We start from the raw sequence: 20,440 nt of genomic DNA on the forward strand, positions 1-20,440 counted from the left end.
GGTCATGGTTCCTTGGGGGGCTCAACCAGCCAAGCGGTGAATCCAATGAGCGCTCCCCAAACGACAAATAGGTAGAGCGGTAGCCAACCTAGCAGGCCCGGTAAACGATCAACAATAAGCAGCATCGGCGGGCAAAACATAAATAGTGCTAGCAGGGCCAGCGCGATGAGCCGTTCACGCCTGCGGGAAGGAGCGCTGAAGGGGTTCATGGTGCGCTGGCATCCTCTTTATCAAAGGCATTTGCCTGCAGGACAAGCAGCTCTTCCAGCGTATCAATGCCCCGGGCCTCGAGCCGTGGCAGCAGTGCTAGCCATAGCTCTGCGGTAACGCGGGCATCACCTAACGCCGTGTGGCGAGTGCCCGGTGGAAAGTGGAGGTCATAGCGCTTGGCAAGGGTGTCTAAATCGTGACCATCCAATGCTTCATCGAGCGCTTTTGAAATCAGCAGTGTGTCTAAAACAGGCATCGTAAAGTCAACGCCACGGTTGCTAATGGCCAGCATATCGAAAGCCGCATTATGGGCGAGCAGTACGGCCTCGCCAATGTAGTCTCGAAACAGGCCAAGCACCGTTTCAAGAGGGGCAGCGCCTGCGACATCCGCATCGGTAATGCCGTGAATCACCGTACTGGCAGCAGGAATGGCGCGCTTCGGGTCCACGAAATGATCAAACGCATCATTCGCCAGTAAACGACCATTGACGATCCGGCAGGCGCCCAGGCTAATCACCGTGTCTCCTCGGCGCAGCTCAAGGCCAGTAGTCTCCGTATCAAACGCCACGATATCCAGGCAGCGTAGAGCTCTGCTAGCCAGAGCCTCGTCAGGCGCAGGCAGCTGTGCGATGCCAAAGTCATGGAATTCCGGCCGCGGAGGGGCGAGCTCCCGAGGCGCTTGGGCTTGTGCAATCGTTGGTAGCGGCAGTCTCAGTCGTGCGTGGCGTTTATCCGCATCGGCAACACTCCAGATATCGGTGGCGTGCTGGCGCAGAATATCCGCGACTGAGGGGCTAAGCGGTAGCGTGGTCAGCGGGTGCTCGCGCCAAATGGTGAGCTCGCCTTCGGGAACGGGTGAGCCTTGCCAAATCAAGTCAACGTAAGCGCGTTTTGGGTTGAGCGTTACCTCACCTTCAAAACCGCTGCTGGGCAAGTGGCAGCGTAGGTGGTCTACCAACGAGTCAAACAGTTCAATGAGTGCTGGCGCATCGCCTTTAAACCAAGCGGGCACGCCGATAGGGGTGATTAAGCGGTGGGCCGGGTCAAGGCGCTCATCCAGCGATTGCCAAAAATCGTTGGACCAAATGGGTCTTAAGCGTTCGCCGTGGTACTGAAGATCGTCCAGCAGCGAGCCAATCTCCGCGACGTGCTTGTTTAATGCTTGGCTCTCATCGTGCACTACTTGCTCTAAACGTGCTCGTAGCTCAAGCGACGTTTCTGAGGGGGGGATTTGACGTAGCGCATCAGCGGCGCTGCTTAAGCTGGCGGAGTGCTGGCGAAGTGGCGGCAATAGATGATTAAGTTCGGCCCGCACGCCCATTTCATTATTCCAGGTGGTGGTCGCATCGCTACAGGTTACCAGCGTTTCGCGTTCACTGCCGGGGACCCGGCGAATGACAACCTTTAGCCAGCGCTGGTCACTGGGAGCGAGCATTTCCCGAGGCGAGCCATCGTCGGGCAGTTGTGCCATGGCGTTGGCGAGGGTAGCTGTTGGCAGCAGGGCATCCAGGCGTTTACCAAGCCCCAGACCGGTATTACCCGCAAAGAAGTTTTCGGCAGCCTGATTAAACAGCATTACCCGCCGGTGCCGGTCGCAAAGTAACAGCGGTGTTTCAAGCACCTGTAGCAGCGTTTCAAGCTCTTGGCGTATACGCGATGCGCTACGCGCTCCTTCTGCATGGGCGGTGGCGAGTCGTGAGCGGTCGGCGCGCCAGCTGTGACTGACGCGGCGAAGGTCTGGGCCAAGCCCTTTTAACCAGCCCTCTACAGTGTGTTCGTCTGGGGCATCTGGATTGGCTACCCAACGCGCCAGCTGCGCTTGAAGATGGCGAAGGGGCGTAAAAAGCATGCGCTCCAGCAGCAGGCCCATTAAAAAAAGCGTGATGCCGCCTGAAAAACTGCCTAGCCATAGAGCCGCACGCGCCACGCCGGAAAGTGCCAGCTGGCTATCTAACCAAGCGGCAAAGAGCGCTCCCCCTACTAGGCTAACGCCGCTTAGCAGCAGCCACACGCCGACCAAGCGTTGGCGCTTAGGAAGGCCCTGGCGTGTCATGGTGCACGCTCAGCTAACAGGGCTTTGACCTTCTCTACAAGCTGCTGGGTAGAGAAAGGCTTGGTAACGTAGTCATCTGCGCCCAGCGCAAAGCCTTTTTCCCGCTCTACTTCACGGCCATGAGCCGTTAACATAATCACCGGTAAATGCCGTTCGGATTCAGAGCGGCGCAGCTGCTCCAGCACTTCAAAGCCACTGATGCCCGGCAAGCTGATGTCTAGCAGCAGTAGGTCAGGGGATGAGTCGGCAATTCTCTGCAGCGCGGTTTCGCCGTCGGGCGCTGTCGTTACCGTCAGCCCGGCATGGGACATGAGGAACTCAAGGGAGAGTAGGATATTGAGTTCATCATCGACCACTAATACGTTGGCCATTACGGTCTCCTCAGCGGCGTTAGATGAGCAGTGAGACTGCTGCGATGGTTTAAGTGTATGTAGCGTACAGCATTCGGCCAAGACGACCTTGGCCGAATGCTGTGTATGAAGAGAACCTTTCACCGGTAGGCAGGATGATGCGCGTTTTATTGTTATCGGCTTATGAAGCGGTTAGCCACCGTTATTGGGCTAACAGCTTAATGGCTGAAGTGAACGAGGTAGCCTGGACGCTGCTAAGCTTGCCTCCTCGCTACTTCTCCTGGCGCATTCGTGGCAACCCGTTGAGCTGGTGGTTAAAAGAGTACGAGCGGCTAAATCAGCCCTACGATGTAGTGCTGGCAACGTCTATGGTAGATATCGCCACCTTAGTGGGGCTGTTTCCCCATCTGGGGCGAGCAAGAAAGATCGTCTATTTTCACGAAAATCAGTTTGCCTACCCCGAATCCAGCGAGCAGATGCCCCAGGTAGAAGCCAAAATGGTCAACTTGTATGCGGCACTGGCGGCAGATGTGCTGGTGTTCAACACGGCCTATAACCGGGACTCTTTTTTTGATGGTGCGCGGCGTTTTTTAAAGAAAATGCCGGAAAACTTGCCCGCTGCTAAACCGCTAGAACGGCTACGCCAAAGCGCTCGCGTGGTGCCCGTGCCCATCGCGCCTGCTAACTGTGCCGCCGCTGGTAACTCAAACCCGCAGCGGCTGATTTGGAATCACCGTTGGGAGTATGACAAAAACCCGGAGGACTTCTTCGCGGTGCTGTTCAAGCTAAGCGAGCAGCAGGTGCCCTTTGAGTTGGCGGTGCTTGGCCAGCAGTTTCGCGACGTGCCACCGATATTTGCCGAGGCGCAGGTGCGCCTGGCTGAGCATGTTATCTGCTGGGGGCCGCAGCCGGAGGCGGAATACCGTGCGCTGCTCAACGGTGGAGGTATTGTGGTATCAACCACTTGGCATGAGTTTCAGGGGCTGGCGATCATGGAGGCTGCCCAGCGAGGCGCCACGCCGCTGGTACCGGATAGGCTCTGCTTTCCTGAACTTTATCCCGCCCAATATCGCTACGATGGTACGCAAGAGGGGCTCTATCAGCGCTTGAAAGCGTGGCTGTTAGACCCCGGTAGCCAGCCCGCGCAGTTGGATACTCAGCCATGGCAGTGGCCGCGCTGGCGAGAAACGTATCGTCAGCTGCTGGTGGAGGGGCAACTAATGACCTGCTCGGCATAGAGTGATCCTGGCGTGGGCGTACCGTTAGGCAAGCTCGGTCTTTTCTTTATAGTCGCACAGATCTTCAATGATGCAGCTGCCGCAACGAGGTTTTCGCGCAATGCAGGTGTAGCGCCCGTGTAAAATCAGCCAGTGGTGGGCATCTTGTTTGAACACGCTGGGCACGTGGCGCAACAGCTTCTGCTCGACCTCGATGACGTCTTTACCCTTGGCGATACCGGTGCGGTTCGACACGCGAAAAATATGCGTATCTACCGCAATGGTGGGTTGGCCGAAGGCGGTATTCAGAATCACGTTAGCCGTTTTACGCCCCACGCCGGGCAGCGCTTCCAGCGCTTTGCGAGTGTTGGGCACTTCGCCACCATGTTGGTTGACCAGCAGGTGGCAGGTTTTCATCAGATTCTCTGCCTTGGTGTTGAAGAGCCCAATGGTTTTGATGTGCTGCTTTAGGCCATCAATACCCAGCTCAATGATCGCCTCAGGGGTATTCGCGACCGGATAAAGCTTGGCCGTGGCTTTATTCACGCCTACATCCGTTGCTTGGGCGGAGAGCAGGACCGCTGCCAACAGCTCAAACGGCGTGCTCCAGTTGAGCTCGGTGGTGGGGTGTGGGTTTTCCGCCTGGAAGCGCGCAAATATCTCATGACGCTTTTGAGCATTCATAGCGTGTTCTCTTGGTTATTGAATGGTGCTTATTTAATAGTGCCGGTGACCCGCACACGGCGCTCGGCTCGCGGTGCGATGTTGACGGGCTGAGCGCGGGCGGCGCGCCGTTGATCCAGCACGTTTTTCAGCGCGATCAAAAGCCCTGCAACGAAGAACGCGCCGGGGGGCAGGATGAAAAAGAGAAACTGGTAATCCGCCACCAGGGTGATCTGCCAGTGAGCGGCAACTGGCCCAAACAGCAGCGCCATGTCGCTAAACAGCGTCCCTTGGCCCACCAGCTCGCGGATCGCGCCCATCAGCACTAATACCGCACCAAAGCCCAGCCCCATCATCAGCCCATCGATTGCCGCGGGCAGCACGGGCTGGCGGGAGGCAAACGCATCCGCCCGGCCCAAAATGGCGCAGTTAGTCACGATAAGCGGGATGAAAATCCCCAATATTTGATAGAGCGAGTAAGCGAACGCGGCCATGAGCAGCTCAGCGCAGGTTACAAAGGCGGCAATCACCATCACAAACGCGGGGAGCCGCACGGCGCTAGGCACCTGGTGGCGAATGAGCGAGATTGTTGTGCTGGCCCCTACCAAGACCAGCAGAGTGGCCAACGCTAAGCCTAGCGCATTCACCACCGTGGCGCTGACCGCCAGCAGCGGGCAAAGCCCCAGTAGCTGCACCAGCGCCGGGTTATTGGTCCAAAGCCCTTCTCGGGAAAGCTGTGTCCACTGGCTCATGGTGCGGGCTCCTGCTGAACGAGTTCGCGCTGATAGTAGCGCAGCGCCTCATGAACGGCGTTAATGACGGCCCGTGGGGTAATCGTCGCACCGGTGAAGCTGTCGAATTCGCCGCCCTCTTTGCTCACGGCCCAGCCGCTTGGGGGCAGGCTCTCAAGGCTTAGGCCATTGAATGACGTGATCCAGGCGCTGCGTGACCTCTCGATATCATCGCCAAGCCCCGGTGTCTCTTGATGGTGAGTCACACGCACCCCGGTGAGTTGCCCGCTTTGGTTGATGGCGACAAGCAAGTGAATGTCACCGTTATACCCTTGGCGTGTTACGACCGGCAGAATGGTGGCGGCTTCGCTACCTTGCTGTACCCGCCAACCCTCTTGAGGCGTGCGGTGCCCCAACGGCAATGGGTTGGGTAGCGAAAACGCGCTCTCCAGCACGGCCTGAAGCGGCACCGAGGCCAGTGAAGCGGGCAGCACCTCCTGCAACTGACGATGCTGATAAGCAAGCTGGTGCTCGGCAATACGCTCCGCGGTCACGGCGCGGGTGAGGGCGACGCTGCCGGCAGTGACCAGGGCAAACAGGCCAAGGGCCAGTGCACCGCGCAGCATAGCGTGTTGAGTGGTCATGGCGCGCTCTTCCTTTCATCAGCCCGAGCGGTAGTTTGACCGACGGGGCGCGGCACGCTGACCATGTCCAGCAGCGGCACGCAGAGATTCATCAGCAGCACGGCAAAGGCGACGGCATCCGGGTAGCCGCCTAAATTGCGAATCAGGATGACCAGCACGCCAATCCCCGCACCGTATAACAGCTTCCCCCGACGGCTGGTGGCCGCTGAGACCGGGTCGGTGGCAATAAAGAAGGCACCAAACAGCGTTGCCCCAGTGACAAGATGAAACAGCGGTGAGCCAAAGTGGCTGGTGTCGCTGGCATAAAACAGCGCTGAGAGCAGCATTATACTGCCCAGCATCGCGACCGGAATATGCCAACTTATCAGTCGCTTGACGATCAACACCATGCCCCCTGCCAGCCATGCCAGCGCGATATTACGCCAAGCCGACAACGTTCCTTCAGGGAGCGGCGACGATGCCCAAAACTCACTGGCCATGACCGCTTCACCTTTGTGTTTGAAAGCATCTAAAGGAGTGGCTCCGCTCAGGCCATCGAGCGCTGACGTGGTTAGTGTTCCCATTATTTGTGGCCAGAGGGAGTCGGGCCAAAGCGATTGGGGCGATGCCCAGAGCGTCATATGGGTGGGAAACGACACCAGCAGCAGTGCATAGCCCACCATCGCAGGGTTGAAAGGATTGTGGCCCAAGCCGCCATAGAGCTGCTTCGCGACGACGACGGCGGCGATCACCCCAACGCCAATCAGCCACCAGGGGCTCGCAGGCGGCAACGAGGCGCCTAGCAACACGCCAGTGAGCAGGGCGCTGGAGTCGTTGAGCGTCGGCCAAATGGGGCGGTGGCGCAGGCGTAGAACGAGCGCCTCAGCGGCGACGGCCCAAAGCGCCGCGATCAGTACGTTGCTGAGTATCCCTAGCCCAAAATAGAGCGTCATCACCGCAAGGCCCGGAAGCGTGGCGACGATGACCCAGCGCATCACATGGGCTGTTGATGGTGCTTTTCCCAGCTGGGGGGCGTGCATCATGCTCATGGCGCTTCCTTCTGTTCACTGGCGGCACGGGCTTCGGCCAATCGTGCCTCTGCCGCTTTTAGATTTTCTTGGGCAGTGGCGAGCTGGGTCTCCAAATCGTCGTGGCGCTGCTGCGGGTCTTGAGCGGCGGCCCGTGCCAACACTTTCTCCGCTTTTCGCACGGCGGCTTTAGCGGCCGTTTGAGCGATGCGTAGGCTACGAAGGTCTGCCACGGGAACAGCTTGAGCGCCCTTAGCGTCGCTGGAAGCGGACTGCTGCTGGGCGAGCCGTGCCTGACGGCGCGCCTTCTTCTCCGCTTCTTCCCTGGCCAGCCGCGCTTGGCGGAACTCAAAGCGGTGCTTGGCGTGTTCCGCTTTGGCGGTTTCGATGCGTTTATACCGGATGCGCTGTTTGGAGGAGCGGTAGTCCTGTACCAAAGGGATCGCGCTGGGGCAAACGTAGCTGCAGGCACCGCACTCAATACAGTCGAACAGATGATGGGCTTCAAGGGCGGCATCGTTTTCGGCACGGGCGTACCAGTGCAACTGCTGGGGAAGCAGTTGAGCAGGGCAGACACTTTCACAAGCGCCGCAGCGAATGCAGGGGGCTTCTGCGGGTGCTGGCGGCAGCTCTTCTTTTGTCGCGGCAATCAGGCAGTTGGTCGTTTTGGTGACGGGAGTGTCTAATGACGTAAGCGGCGTGCCCATCATCGGCCCGCCGACCACCACTTGATGCAACTGCTCGTCGTCCACGCCAACCTGCGCCAGCAGCGCGTCTACCGAGGTGCCTACACGAACCCAGTAGTTGCCGGGCTGGGTAATGGCATCACCCGTTAGGGTAACGACCCTTGCGACCAGCGGTAGTCCGTCGCGTACCGCTTGCAGCGCCGCGAGCAGCGTGCCGGGGTTGTGGCATAGCACGCCAATATCCGCCGGTAGCCCACCGCTAGGCACCTCGCGGTTCAGCAGCTTTTTAATCAACTGGCGCTCTCCGCCGCTGGGGTAGCGGGTTTCGATTATCTTCAGCGTCACGCTCGCGAGCGGTTCGCTGTCAGCAATGACCGTAAGAAGGGCTTGTAGGGTCTGAATAGCCTCAGGCTTGTTATCTTCGACACCGACGATGATGTGTGCGGCTCCGCATAGGCGAGCCAGCAATTGAGCACCCTCGAGCACATCCGCCGCATAGTGGCGAAGCGTGAGGTCATCGGCGGTAATATAAGGCTCGCACTCGGCGGCATTGACCACCAGCGTATCAATGGCATGGTGCTCGTTGACTTGAGCTTTGATATAGGTCGGAAAGCCCGCCCCCCCTAGCCCAATAAGCCCGCTATCATCTAGCCGTTCCAGCAGCGTGTCGCGCTCTGCGGTTCGCCAATCCAGCGGCGGTAGCGTGGCCCAGCGATCTTCGCCATCGCCTTGAATGATGATCACGCTGTTAGTTATCTCGATCACGGTGCCGCTGATACTGGCGTGCACATTAGCTGAGACCATGCCATCTCGGCGGGCGACTAGTGTGCCTGTTTTGACCGCATCGCCCACGTTGACGCAGGGCAGTGCCGCTTTACCGGTATGTTGCGACAGCGGTAGCATGACCACCTTTGGCAGCGGCACGGTGCGCAGCGGCGCTTGATTAGAGCGCTCTTTACGTTCGGGTGGGTAGATGCCACCGGGGAATTCATAGGCCGGCATGCGCGCTCCTTAATGGCTGGCGGTCGCTCACGATGGGCTCCCACTGTGTCAGCGGTTTGCGTCTGGGCAGCATGTCGATGCAGTCCACCGGGCAGGGGGCCACGCAGAGGTCGCAGCCGGTGCACTCGTCTTCGATCACGGTATGCATCTGTTTGGCCGCGCCAATAATGGCATCTACCGGGCACGCCTGAATGCACTTGGTGCAGCCGATACACTCGGCTTCACGGATATACGCCACGGTATCTTCACTGGCTGCTTCCCCATCTAGCGGGGCAGGATCACGGCCGAGCATATCCGCTAGGGCGAGAATAGTTGCCTCACCGCCGGGAGGGCACTTATTGATGGCGTCGCCCTGATTGATCGCTTCAGCGTAGGGACGACAGCCGGGATAGCCGCACTGGCCACATTGGGTTTGTGGCAGCAGCGCATCAATTTTCTCAACCAGCGGGTTCTCTTCACCTTTAAAGCGCGCGCTCGCCATGCCGAGTAGCGCGCCAAAGGTGATGCCCAGGCCGGTGAGTACGCCGACGGCGCTAAGCACGCCCCACCATGAAAAGGAATCGCTCATGGCCGTTACCCCTGTACCAGTCCGGAAAATCCAAGAAATGCCAACGACATGAGGCTGGCGGTAATCATGGCGATAGCGGCCCCACGAAAGGGCTTGGGTACATCTGCGCTGGCCAAGCGCTCGCGCATGGCGGCAAACAGTACGAGCACCAGCGAAAAGCCTAACGCAGCGCCCAGGCCATACAGCGTGGTATGGAAAAAGCTCAGCTCTCGGTTTAGCGACAGCAGCGCCACGCCGAGGACGGCACAGTTGGTAGTGATTAGTGGCAGAAAAATACCCAGCACCTGATGCAGTAACGGACTGAGCTGGCGCACCATGATTTCAGTGAACTGCACAACGGCAGCAATCACGACGATAAAGCTAATGGTACGCAGATAGGTAATATCAAAGGGCACCAGTAAGCCGTGATAAACCACGTAGCTAGCGGCAGAGGCTAGCGTCAACACGAACGTGGTAGCCAGCGACATGCCCATCGCTGATTCAAGCTTGTTCGAGACACCCATAAACGGGCATAGCCCAAGAAATTGGACCAATACAAAATTGTTGACCAGCGCGGTGCTGACCAAAATAACGAAGAGTTCATTCATGACGGCGTATTTTGCTTAGAAATAGGGTGGCTGGCTAGAGGGGACTTGTAGAGAGACATGCAACGCCGTCGCCACTTGCTGTAAGCACTCGTCTCCTTTCTGATGGTCATAATAGTCGTTGTAGAGTTTGAAGTGATCGATATCCAGCATCATGACGGCCAGTAGTTTACTGTCTGCACTGGCTTGGCTCACCGCTAAGGTTAAGCGCTGATCGAATAACCGCCGGTTGGGAAGCTCCGTCAGTGAGTCATGGGTCTAAATGGAAGTAGCCTAAAAACAAAAGGGGCAGGCTGTTTGCCTTGCCCCTTTCATCCGTGAATGGCGGCGTTACGTTACACGCTGACCCGGCTCGGCGCCAGCATCCGGCGAGAGCAGATAAATACCCTCTTTATTCGCTGAAGCAAGCACCATGCCTTCGGATACACCAAAGCGCATCTTGCGGGGCGCCAAGTTGGCGACCATCACCGTCAGGCGGCCTTCCAGGGCCTCTGGAGAGTACGCAGAACGAATGCCAGAGAAGACGTTGCGGGTTTCGCCACCCAAATCCAGGGTAAGCTGTAATAGTTTGTCAGCACCTTCGACATATTGTGCTTTGGCAATCCGAGCAATGCGCAGGTCAACCTTGGCAAATTCATCAAAGCTAATTTCATCCGCGATGGGCTCGTCTGCTAGCGGGCCTTTCGGGGTGTTTTTTAGCTTCTGCTCTTCTACCAGATCCTCTTTTGATGCGTCGATCATGGCATCAATTTTGTCCCGCTCAACTCGGGTCATCAGCGGTTTGAATTTATTGATCGGGTGGTTGACCAGCACATTACCACGGCTTTCCCAATCAAGAGTGTCAATATTTATAAACTCACGGGCTTGCTCTGCCATGGTGGGCACCACCGGTGCCAGATACACCATGAGCTGGCGGAATAGGTTGATACCCACCGAGCAGATTTCCAGTACTTCTTGATCGCGACCACCCTGCTTGGCGAGTGCCCAGGGCTCTTTTTCAGCGATATAGGCATTGGCTTCATCGGCCAATTCCATAATCTTGCGAATGGCGCGGCTAAACTCACGCGCTTCAAAGTCGGCGGCAATATCGTCACCGGCAGCGATAAAGCGGGCAACCATCTGCGGTTCGGCACAGTGCTCAGAGAGGGTGCCGCCCCCAAGTTTTTTGACAAAGCCGGCACAGCGGCTGGCAATGTTCACGACCTTACCGACGAGATCTGAATTCACTCGGGCAGCGAAGTCTTCAAGGTTTAGGTCAAGATCATCCACCTTGGAGGTGAGCTTGGCGGCAAAGTAGTAACGCAGGTACTCGGGGTTGAGATGTTCAGCGTAAGTGGCAGCCTTGATGAAGGTGCCGCGCGATTTTGACATCTTCGCACCATCGACGGTCAAAAAGCCGTGGCAGTTTACCGCCGTGGGGGTGCGCAAATCAGCACCGTGGAGCATGGCAGGCCAGAACAGCGCGTGGAAATAGACGATGTCTTTACCAATGAAGTGGTAGACCTCCGCGTCTGAGTCTTTTTCCCAGAAGCGATCGAAATCAATACCTTTGCGCTCGCAGAGGTTTTTAAAGCTGGCCAGATAGCCGATGGGGGCGTCTAGCCATACATAGAAGTATTTGCCGGGCGCATCGGGAATCTCAAAACCAAAGTAGGGCGCATCGCGGGAAATATCCCACTCGTTAAAGCCAGACTCAAACCACTCCATTAGCTTATTGCGGATTTGTGGCTGTACGTGGCCATCATTGATCCACTGCTGCAGGAAGTCGGCGAAGTCTGGCAGTTTGAAGAAGTAGTGCGTGGAGCTGCGTACTTCGGGCGTGGCACCGGAGATGGCGGAAACTGGATTGATCAGGTCCGCAGGTGTGTAGGTTGCGCCGCACTTTTCGCAGTTATCGCCGTACTGATCGACCGCGTGGCACTTCGGGCAGGTGCCTTTGATGAAGCGATCGGCTAGAAACAGACCTTTCTGCGGGTCGAACATCTGCTCGATATCGCGAGTGGCAATATGGCCTTTATCGCGTAGGCGGGTGTAGATCAGCTCGCTGAGGTAGCGGTTCTCATCCGAGTGGGTGGAGTGGTAGTTATCGAACCCCACGCCAAAGCGGGCGAAATCTTCCTGGTGGTCTTGGGAAACGCGTTCAATCAGTGCTTCAGGAGAAATGCCTTCCTGCTCGGCACGCAGCATAATCGCGGTGCCGTGAGCATCGTCAGCACAAACGTAGTAACACTGCTGGCCACGGCTCTTTTGGAAGCGTACCCAGATATCCGTTTGGATGTACTCAAGCAGGTGGCCTAAGTGAATAGCGCCATTGGCATAGGGAAGGGCGCTCGTCACCAGAATGTTGCGCGGGGCAGTATTGGACATGGTGAGTGATAATTCCGGTTAGGCAGTACAAATAAAGACGGCGAAGGGGAGGTGCTTCGCCGGTAATGTCATGGTAATGCGTACAAATAGCCAGAGGCTCAGCCTGACAGACTAGTAGAGCGCTTGCTCTTCTTGAACTACTTCACGCAGCAGTTCTAAAAATAGCTTGTCTGCTTCCGAGTGCTCTGCCGGGTCTTCAGGAATATGCACGCTGGTGGTGTCTGAAATCTCATTGGCAATACGTGCCATCACGGCGGGGCTACTGCCTTCAATCAGTTGCTGGCGTGCAATAGCCAGCGACTGCTCTAGAATTTTAGGGTCTTGTAGAAGCTTGCGAATAAAGCCGCGTAGCTCGTTGATAATACGTGTTTTTTGAATTTCTGATGCGGACATAGAGAATCTCCTTAAGACCGCGCCTGATGAAGCTACCAAGCGAGACCAATGAATGCCTTGACCATAGCACTTTTTCGAGCTGCGAGCATGCGTTGATCATTACGCTTAACTAAGTAAGCCGCTGCATGTAAGCATTTATATGCTGAGTCGTCCCGCCTTATGTTTCACCGGGTTGGCATACTGCCCTAACCAATAGGGTTGCAGTGCTTCTGGAACGCTTGCTAGCCGTGCTTTAAACCGCTCCCGATCTTGACGGGTAATGGATTTACGCGCGACTAGCTCCGGCGATTCGCCCAATGCTTCCAGCGCCAGATAGTGGCTGGGAAATAGGCGATAACCACCAATCACCTGGCGGTCAATTTCAGCAGCTACTTCATCAGGTGTCGCCATGTCGGCACCCACTGGCGTACCAAATTTTAGCTGAACGCGGCCTTTAGAGCCGGTAATGCCAGAAACAATTGAGCGGATGTCTTCAAACTCACTCTTGGCGTAGCTACCCTGGGTGGCGATATCATGCAGTTCCTGGGCTTTTTGCAAGTCGCAGGGATCGTACTCGTAGCTAATCGATACAGGAACGAGCTTCAGCTCGGCAATGGCATCGCCGAAGACCATATCTCGCTCTGCATGGCGTTTTGCCATCGTGAGCATTTTGATAATAGCGGGGTCGGTACGGTCAATGCCGTTTTTAGCACGACCTTCGCGCTGGGCCATCCAGATAGAGTGATTGTCTTCGGTAATCGAGTGGCGAATGTAAGACGACAGCTGCTGATAAGCGGCCAACATGGCCCGCTTTCCGCGTGCGCTCCGCGGCACAATAAAGCTTTTGTTTAGCCGCATCAGGTCGGTTACATAGGGCTTTTTCAGCAAGTTGTCGCCAATCGCAATACGTACCGTATCTCGGCCTGCCTGGTAAAGCGCGTAATTAACAAAGGCGGGGTCCAGCGAGATGTCGCGATGATTGCCGATAAATAGATAAGCGCTGTTGTCGTCGAGTTTGTCTAATCCCGAGACCTCAAAGGCATCCGTGGTGGTGCGGATCATGCGCTCCATATAGCTGGCAATGCGCATTTGAAATTCGCGAACGCTGGTAACACCCTTTACTTCACGGCGAATGGCGTGGCCTGCCAGCGCGCGCGCTACGGGCCGCGCCCATTTGGCCATGCGCGGCAGCCTAAAGCGGGTAAGCGCGTCAAGCAGTTCACTATCGTGAGAGAGCCGTTCAAGAACATCGGCCACCTCATGATCCATATAGGGGCGAATGTCTGCCCATGGGTCGTTGGTGGTGTCAGTGTTGGGTGCGTTATTGTGATGAGTCATGCGATCCGTTGGATATAAGCAAAAATAATCGGGTGGCTGCGGCTTAAAATATAGAGCGTTAGGTATCTTGCTGAGCCGTCGGTTCCCGCTGAGTTTCGCCACCAAGCCATTCCAGCAGGCGGGTAACATCGTCAGAAAGCGCTTGGGCCATCAGAATAAAGTCGGTTTCCAGGCGGGCTAGCGCATCATCGCCGTCGTCGGCATGGTCGGCTTCTTCAATCAGTGCGTCGCCAAAGCGCAGCGACTTCAGCGCTAAATCGTCATGCAGCACAAAGCTTAGGCGGCCTTCCAAGCTGATCGCCAGTTTGCTGGCCTGGCGTCCGCTCTCAAGTAGCTGCTGAATTTCATCGCTGTCTAGGTCAACTTGCCGTGCGCGTAGCACGCCATCGTCGCCTTTTGCCTTGAGTTCCACTTGGTCGCCGAGCTGTAGGTCGCTTGGGCGGCTAGATGGGTCGCCTAACCAAGTAGTCATGGCGCGTATCGGCAGTGTTTGGCTGCTCAATGGCGTAGCTTTTAAGCTGCCGAGTGTCTCACGCAGCAGGTCCAATACATCTTCTGCTCGGGTGCGCGAACTAGCATTAACGCCAATGAGCTGGCGCTTAGTGTCCCACCATAAGTCAATTTTCTGGCTGCGGACAAAGGCGCGGGGCATGAGTTCTTCGGTGACCTGCTCTTTCAGCGCGCTCTTTTCCTTGCGCGTGACTTTGCGTCCCTCACTGGCCTCGATATCGGCGACTTTTTCGTCGACTTCTTCTTTGACAACCGACGCGGGAAGCAGGCGCTCTTGGCGTAGGGCAGAGAGTAAGCGGTGCCCCTGAATTTCATGCAGACGCTGGTCGCCACCTAGCCGCCCCGCAGGCGCTGTCCAGCCTAAGCGGCGAGCATCCGCATTGCCTAGCGGCTTGGCCGCATGCTCATCCAATGCGTTGGCCAGAGTTTGGCTATCTAGCTCGGGAGCGCCGTGTAGGCGATATAAATGCAGGTGCTTAAACCACATGTCACCGATCCTATGAAAAAGGTGGCACATTATGTCGAAACGCGGCCTTTCCTACCAGCACCTTGGTGCAGCGACCTGCTGTTGCACGAGTTTAAAACTTGTGTTTGATTTGCAGGGTATTAATGATTCCTTGCCCCATTTCCATAAGCAGTGAACAAGAGGATGCTATGTCTGAGTCAATTTCCCACGTCAGTATGCGGGTCCGTGGTTACCACCTAGATGGCTATGGTCATGTCAACAACGCGCGTTATCTGGAGTTTATGGAGGAGGGGCGTTGGGCATTCTTCGATGAGCACCCTCGGCTTATCCAGCAGCTTCACAGCGCTGGGCGGGCATTCGTGGTGGTTAATTTAAACATCGACTATCGCGCGGCGGCCGTCCAGGGGGACGATTTGCAGGTATTAACGGGCATCGTCGACGTTGGTGAGCGAAGTGCGCTCTGCCATCACCGCATCATTCGATCTGACGGCACTTTGATCGCCCAGGCCGACCTCACCTTCGTGCTGCTGGATGTGAAGGCCAATAAAGCCGCCGCCATCGAAGGTGAGGTGCGCGACGTGCTGCGGGGACTGATCGTGCCCAAAGAGGCGTTTACGGCCTAAATGGCAATGGCGGTGTCACCGACTGCCCTTGATGCGCATGCAGTGGTATGATGTCACGGTATCTGCGCGCCGCCTTCATGTACTCAGTCTCGTACGATGAAAGGCGGCATTTTCAAGCGCTTTCAACTCTCGCAGTGCCAATGCAGTGCAAAGGATCTGACTTTCATGGGTGACATCGCCAGAGAAATCTTGCCCGTCAATATTGAAGACGAGCTCAAACAGTCGTACCTCGACTATGCGATGAGTGTCATTATCGGCCGCGCGCTACCTGATGTGCGCGACGGCCTGAAGCCCGTTCACCGGCGTGTGCTGTTTGCCATGCATGAACTGGGTAATGACTGGAATAAACCGTACAAGAAGTCGGCGCGTGTCGTCGGCGATGTCATCGGTAAATACCACCCGCACGGAGATAGTGCGGTGTATGACACCATCGTACGCATGGCGCAGCACTTCTCTATGCGTCATGTGCTGGTCGATGGTCAAGGTAACTTTGGCTCCATCGACGGTGACAACGCGGCGGCCATGCGTTACACCGAGGTGCGCATGGCGCGCTTGGCCCACGAGCTGCTGGCGGATCTCGAAAAAGACACGGTCGATTGGGTCGATAACTACGACGGCACCGAACGAATCCCAGACGTGCTGCCTACGAAAGTTCCCAACCTGTTGGTCAACGGGTCGTCGGGCATCGCGGTGGGCATGGCGACGAACATCCCGCCGCACAACATGCGGGAAGTGATCGACGGTTGCTTGGCGCTCATCGACGACTACACGCTCTCGGTGGATGATCTGATGCAATACATCCCCGGTCCTGATTTTCCCACCGGGGGGATCATCAACGGGCGTGCGGGCATTCTCGATGCTTACCGCACTGGCCGTGGACGTATTTACGTGCGCGCGTGCCACACCATCGAGCACGACGATAAAACCGGCCGCGATCACATTATCATCACTGAGCTGCCTTATCAGGTGAACAAGGCGCGGTTGATCGAGAAGATTGCCGAGCTGGTTAAAGAGAAGAAAATCGAAGGCATTGCTGAGCTGCGCGATGAGTCGGATAAAGATGGCCTGCGCGTGGTGATTGAGATCAAGCGCGGTGAGTCCGGCGAAGTGGTTGTCAATAACCTGTTCGCCCAGACGCAGCTGCAGAACGTGTTCGGCATCAACATGGTGGCGCTGGAGAACGGCCAGCCCCGCACGTTGAACCTCAAAGAGATGCTCGAAGCGTTTATTCGTCACCGCCGTGAAGTGGTGACGCGGCGCACGCTATATGAACTCAAGAAAGCGCGTGAGCGTGGCCATCTGCTTGAAGGTTTGGCCGTCGCGATTTCGAACATAGATGAAGTCATTGAACTGATTAAAGCCTCGCCTAACGCCGCTGAAGCGCGTGAAAAGCTGCTGGCGAAAGTGTGGAAGCCTGGTCAGGTAACCGCGATGTTGGAACGTGCTGGGGCGACCTCTTGCAAGCCGGAGGATCTGGATGAAGGATTTGGACTGAACCCCTCTGCCACCGAATATCGGCTTTCCCCCGCTCAGGCTCAGGCCATTCTTGAATTGCGCCTGCACCGCCTTACTGGGCTTGAAACCGAGAAGCTGCTGGATGAGTACCTCTCGATTCTTGAGAAGATCGCCGAGTTTACCGAAATTTTGGCTTCCGCTGACCGCCTGATGGAAGTCATCCGTGAAGAGCTGCACGCGGTGCGCGACCAGTTCGGCGATGACCGCCGCACGGAAATCCAAGCCAGCCACCTGGATCTTTCCATTGAAGACCTAATCGCGGAAGAGGATATGGTGGTTACCGTGTCCCGCTCTGGTTACGCGAAGACTCAGCCGCTGTCTGATTATCAGGCTCAGCGTCGGGGTGGTCGCGGCAAGTCCGCCACGGCCATGAAGGACGAGGACGTCATCGAGCATCTGCTGGTTGCCTCGACCCACGACACCGTGCTGCTCTTCTCTAACCGTGGCAAGGTGTATTGGCTGAAAGTGTACGAAATGCCCAATGCAAGCCGCGGCTCTCGTGGCAAGCCTTTGGTGAACATGCTGCCGCTGGAAGAGGGCGAATCGGTGAATGCCATTCTCCCGGTCCGGGATTATGACCCCGAGCACTACATTTTCTTCGCCACCGCAAATGGTACGGTCAAACGTACCAGCCTTGAGCAGTTCTCTCGCCCGCGTAGCGTTGGCCTGATTGCGATTGACCTGGAAGAGGGTGACCGCTTGGTCGGTGCTGCGATTACATCGGGCAGCGACCACGTCATGCTGCTCTCCTCGAATGGCAAAGCGATTCGCTTTGAAGAGGGCAATGTGCGCGCTATGGGCCGTACCGCTCGCGGCGTACGTGGTATGCGCTTGGCAGGCGATGCGGAAGTTATCAGTCTGATTATTCCGAAGAGCCAGCAGATTGATGCCGAAGCCGATGCCGAGGTAGCTGCGCAGGCAGAGGCGGTGGAGCAAGCCCAGGGCGAAGGCCAGATTTATATTCTGACGGCCAGTGAGAATGGCTACGGCAAGCGCACCCGACTGGAGGAGTTTCCGCTGCGCGGCCGTGGCGGCCAGGGCGTCATTGCGATGCAGACCAGCGAGCGTAACGGCTCATTGGTTGCCGCTATGCAGGTGTATGACAGCGACGAAATGATGCTGATTACCGATCGCGGCACGCTGGTGCGTACTCGCGTGGAAGAGGTGTCAACGACTTCGCGTAATACTCAGGGTGTGATGCTGATTCGCTTGGGTAAAGAAGAGAAGCTGGTGAAAACCGTACGCGTTGATGAGCCCGAAGAGTCCGATGTTTTAGAGGCAGGCGAGCCAGCAGACGTAGACAATGGCGCACAGGAACCGGGAAGCGATGACACGTCATTATAACTTTTGTGCAGGGCCTGCGGCCCTGCCAACCGCCGTTTTAGAGCGAGCGCGTAACGAATTGCTTGACTATCAGGGGCGTGGTTTGTCTGTGATGGAGATGAGCCATCGTAGTGATGAGTTTATTGCCATTGCAGAACGTGCCGAGGCAGATCTTCGTGAACTGCTAGCAATTCCCAGCAATTACCAAGTGCTCTTCTTGCAGGGCGGCGCAAGCATGCAGTTCTCGATGCTGCCGATGAATTTACTGGGCCAGGGCGGTAGCGCTAACTTTATCCAAACAGGCATTTGGGGAAAGAAAGCGTTAAGTGAAGCCAAGCGGCTTGGCTTCAGCTGCCATGTGGCTGCCAGCAGCGAGGCTAATGGTCACACTGCCGTGCCTGATGAGGCGTCATTATCAATCACCAATGACGCGGCCTATCTGCACTACACCTCGAATGAAACCATTGGCGGTTTAGAGTTTGATTACACGCCCCAGATAACCCGCGCTGACGGTGCAGCCGTGCCGCTGGTGTGCGATATGTCGTCGAATATTCTCTCTGGCCCGATTGATATCAGCGATTTTGGCGTGGTGTACGCTGGCGCGCAGAAAAATATCGGCCCGGCGGGGTTAACCATCGTGGTCGTACGTGACGATCTGCTAGGTAAAGCCCCTAGCACGATTCCATCACTTTTTGATTATCAAATGCTGGCAGAAGCGGGCTCTATGGTGAACACCCCGCCGACTTATGCCTGGTATCTATCGGGCTTGGTTTTCCAATGGCTTAAAAATGACATCGGCGGCTTAGATGCAATGGATGCGCTGAATCAGCGCAAAGCGCAAAAGCTTTACGCTGCCATTGATGCCAGCGCCTTCTACAGTAACCCTATCGCCGTACCTAACCGTTCGCGTATGAACGTACCGTTCGTGTTGGCGGATGCGCGTTTGGATAAAGCGTTTTTACAAGAAGCCGATGAGGCAGGCCTGCTAAACCTTAAAGGCCACCGCAGCGTAGGTGGTATGCGCGCTAGTTTATATAACGCCGTACCAGAAGAGGCGGTCGATTCCTTAATCGCCTTTATGGCGGATTTTGAACTACGAAGAGGCTAACCATCATGTCCGATACGCCGATCAATTTAGATGACTTACGTCAACGTATCGACCAGTTGGATGGCGATATTCTGCGCTTGATCAGTGAGCGTGCCAGCTGCGCCCAGCAGGTGGCGCACGTTAAGCTCGCCCAAGATCAAGATGCCGTGTTTTACCGCCCAGAGCGCGAAGCGCAGGTGTTACGGCGCATTATGGCGCTGAATAAAGGCCCGCTGGACGCTGAAGAGATGGCCCGCCTGTTCCGCGAGATTATGTCGGCCTGCCTCGCGCTGGAGCAGCCGGTAAAAGTGGCCTACCTAGGGCCGGAAGGCACTTTCACCCAGCAAGCGGCGCTCAAGCATTTTGGCGAAAGTGCGGTAAGCCTGCCTATGGCCGCTATCGATGAAGTGTTCCGCGAAGTGGAAGCAGGCGCGGTGAACTATGGCGTGGTGCCGGTGGAAAACTCCACTGAAGGGGTGGTGAACCACACGCTCGATACCTTTATGGACTCTTCCATCAAGATTTGTGGCGAGGTAGTACTACGCATTCACCACCATCTCTTAATTAGCGAAACAACGCGCAAAGACAAAGTCTCGCGTATCTACTCGCACCCCCAGTCGTTTGGCCAGTGTCGTAAATGGCTGGATGCGCATTACCCACATGCTGAGCGTGTGCCGGTTTCCTCCAACGCTGAAGCGGCTAAATTGGTGAAAACCGAATGGCACAGCGCGGCGATTGCCGGCGACATGGCTGCCAAGCTCTACGGCTTAGAGCGCATTGCCGATAAAATCGAAGACCGTCCGGATAACTCGACGCGCTTTTTGATTATTGGTAATCAAGATGTGCCTATGTCAGGTGAAGACAAAACTTCCATTGTGGTAGCCATGCGTAACCAGCCAGGCGCGCTTCACGACCTGTTGGAGCCATTCCATCGCCACAAGATCGATTTAACCCGCATCGAGACGCGCCCTTCGCGCACAGGCGTATGGAATTACGTGTTCTTCATTGATTTCAAAGGCCACCGTGATGAGCCGAGTGTAGCGGCTGTGCTGGAAGAGGTGCGTCTGCGCGCTGCTGAGTTGCGCGTATTGGGTTCTTACCCTCAGGGCGTGCTGTGACGGTGT

Annotated in this window: 20 protein-coding genes; 5 read left to right on the top strand and 15 right to left on the bottom strand. The window is 56.6% G+C overall.

The features are described 5' to 3' along the window. Window positions 1-2: 2 nt before the first annotated feature. Genes L1249_RS10685 through L1249_RS10695 form a run of 3 tightly spaced genes read right to left on the bottom strand, consistent with a single transcriptional unit; the run spans window position 3 to window position 2,634 of the window. Entirely contained in the window at window positions 3-209 is a 207-nt protein-coding gene (locus L1249_RS10685) for a hypothetical protein (protein ID WP_044627986.1), read from the bottom strand. Then, complete coding sequence (locus L1249_RS10690; RefSeq protein WP_058577743.1) at window positions 206-2,263, bottom strand: 3'-5' exonuclease; 2,058 nt, start codon at window positions 2,261-2,263, stop codon at window positions 206-208. Before L1249_RS10690 ends, L1249_RS10685 begins: the two co-directional genes overlap by 4 nt. Beyond that, window positions 2,260-2,634 (bottom strand): response regulator transcription factor, encoded by a 375-nt coding sequence (locus tag L1249_RS10695; protein ID WP_058577742.1) that lies wholly within the window; start codon window positions 2,632-2,634, stop codon window positions 2,260-2,262. The genes L1249_RS10690 and L1249_RS10695 overlap by 4 nt, the downstream gene beginning before the upstream one ends. A gap of 137 nt (window positions 2,635-2,771) precedes the next feature. On the opposite strand from L1249_RS10695, the gene L1249_RS10700 reads away from it, so the two are divergent. Beyond that, window positions 2,772-3,851 carry a tRNA-queuosine alpha-mannosyltransferase domain-containing protein gene (locus L1249_RS10700; protein WP_058577741.1) on the top strand — a complete coding sequence of 360 codons (1,080 nt, stop codon included), beginning with the start codon at window positions 2,772-2,774 and terminating at the stop codon, window positions 3,849-3,851. Window positions 3,852-3,875: 24 nt separating this feature from the next. On the opposite strand, the gene nth is transcribed toward L1249_RS10700, so the two are convergent. From nth to L1249_RS10760, 12 genes are all read right to left on the bottom strand, one after another. Further along, the gene (gene nth / locus L1249_RS10705; protein ID WP_228168598.1) at window positions 3,876-4,514 is read right to left on the bottom strand and encodes an endonuclease III; all 639 of its coding nucleotides are present in this window, start codon (window positions 4,512-4,514) and stop codon (window positions 3,876-3,878) included. 29 nt (window positions 4,515-4,543) lie between these two features. Continuing rightward, window positions 4,544-5,245 carry an electron transport complex subunit E gene (locus L1249_RS10710; RefSeq protein ID WP_228168599.1) on the bottom strand — a complete coding sequence of 234 codons (702 nt, stop codon included), beginning with the start codon at window positions 5,243-5,245 and terminating at the stop codon, window positions 4,544-4,546. After that, on the bottom strand, window positions 5,242-5,868 hold the full coding sequence (locus tag L1249_RS10715) for an RnfABCDGE type electron transport complex subunit G (protein WP_074210632.1): 627 nt from the start codon (window positions 5,866-5,868) through the stop codon (window positions 5,242-5,244). Before L1249_RS10715 ends, L1249_RS10710 begins: the two co-directional genes overlap by 4 nt. After that, window positions 5,865-6,896 carry an RnfABCDGE type electron transport complex subunit D gene (locus L1249_RS10720; protein WP_228168600.1) on the bottom strand — a complete coding sequence of 344 codons (1,032 nt, stop codon included), beginning with the start codon at window positions 6,894-6,896 and terminating at the stop codon, window positions 5,865-5,867. Before L1249_RS10720 ends, L1249_RS10715 begins: the two co-directional genes overlap by 4 nt. Further along, on the bottom strand, window positions 6,893-8,563 hold the full coding sequence (rsxC, locus tag L1249_RS10725; protein ID WP_228168601.1) for an electron transport complex subunit RsxC: 1,671 nt from the start codon (window positions 8,561-8,563) through the stop codon (window positions 6,893-6,895). The genes L1249_RS10720 and rsxC overlap by 4 nt, the downstream gene beginning before the upstream one ends. After that, entirely contained in the window at window positions 8,550-9,131 is a 582-nt protein-coding gene (rsxB, locus tag L1249_RS10730) for an electron transport complex subunit RsxB (RefSeq protein ID WP_044627978.1), read from the bottom strand. Before rsxB ends, rsxC begins: the two co-directional genes overlap by 14 nt. 5 nt (window positions 9,132-9,136) lie before the next feature. Continuing rightward, a complete protein-coding gene (gene rsxA / locus L1249_RS10735; protein WP_044627977.1) occupies window positions 9,137-9,718 on the bottom strand; it encodes an electron transport complex subunit RsxA in 582 nt (193 codons plus the stop codon). Between the two features lie 15 nt (window positions 9,719-9,733). Beyond that, window positions 9,734-9,961 carry a diguanylate cyclase domain-containing protein gene (locus L1249_RS10740; RefSeq protein ID WP_323133904.1) on the bottom strand — a complete coding sequence of 76 codons (228 nt, stop codon included), beginning with the start codon at window positions 9,959-9,961 and terminating at the stop codon, window positions 9,734-9,736. Window positions 9,962-10,045: 84 nt separating this feature from the next. Then, window positions 10,046-12,082: a methionine--tRNA ligase gene (gene metG, locus L1249_RS10745; protein WP_228168602.1), complete on the bottom strand. Its 2,037-nt coding sequence runs from the start codon at window positions 12,080-12,082 to the stop codon at window positions 10,046-10,048. 111 nt (window positions 12,083-12,193) lie between these two features. Beyond that, on the bottom strand, window positions 12,194-12,475 hold the full coding sequence (locus L1249_RS10750; protein ID WP_044627975.1) for a hypothetical protein: 282 nt from the start codon (window positions 12,473-12,475) through the stop codon (window positions 12,194-12,196). 135 nt (window positions 12,476-12,610) lie between these two features. Beyond that, window positions 12,611-13,792: a 1-acyl-sn-glycerol-3-phosphate acyltransferase gene (locus L1249_RS10755; protein WP_044627974.1), complete on the bottom strand. Its 1,182-nt coding sequence runs from the start codon at window positions 13,790-13,792 to the stop codon at window positions 12,611-12,613. A 58-nt stretch (window positions 13,793-13,850) separates the two neighbouring features. Continuing rightward, window positions 13,851-14,789, bottom strand: a complete 939-nt coding sequence (locus tag L1249_RS10760; protein ID WP_044627973.1) for a recombination-associated protein RdgC — start codon at window positions 14,787-14,789, stop codon at window positions 13,851-13,853. Between the two features lie 167 nt (window positions 14,790-14,956). Between L1249_RS10760 and L1249_RS10765 the strand changes: the two genes are divergently transcribed. From L1249_RS10765 to pheA, 4 genes are all read left to right on the top strand, one after another. Then, a complete protein-coding gene (locus L1249_RS10765; RefSeq protein WP_044627972.1) occupies window positions 14,957-15,391 on the top strand; it encodes an acyl-CoA thioesterase in 435 nt (144 codons plus the stop codon). 165 nt (window positions 15,392-15,556) lie between these two features. Continuing rightward, complete coding sequence (gyrA, locus tag L1249_RS10770) at window positions 15,557-18,250, top strand: DNA gyrase subunit A (protein ID WP_074210626.1); 2,694 nt, start codon at window positions 15,557-15,559, stop codon at window positions 18,248-18,250. After that, complete coding sequence (gene serC / locus L1249_RS10775; protein ID WP_137092923.1) at window positions 18,234-19,337, top strand: 3-phosphoserine/phosphohydroxythreonine transaminase; 1,104 nt, start codon at window positions 18,234-18,236, stop codon at window positions 19,335-19,337. The genes gyrA and serC overlap by 17 nt, the downstream gene beginning before the upstream one ends. Window positions 19,338-19,342: 5 nt before the next feature. After that, window positions 19,343-20,434 carry a prephenate dehydratase gene (pheA, locus tag L1249_RS10780; protein WP_044627969.1) on the top strand — a complete coding sequence of 364 codons (1,092 nt, stop codon included), beginning with the start codon at window positions 19,343-19,345 and terminating at the stop codon, window positions 20,432-20,434. Window positions 20,435-20,440 lie beyond the last annotated feature (6 nt).

This window comes from Halomonas sp. Cn5-12 (genome assembly GCF_021532545.1).
Lineage (GTDB): Bacteria > Pseudomonadota > Gammaproteobacteria > Pseudomonadales > Halomonadaceae > Vreelandella > Vreelandella aquamarina.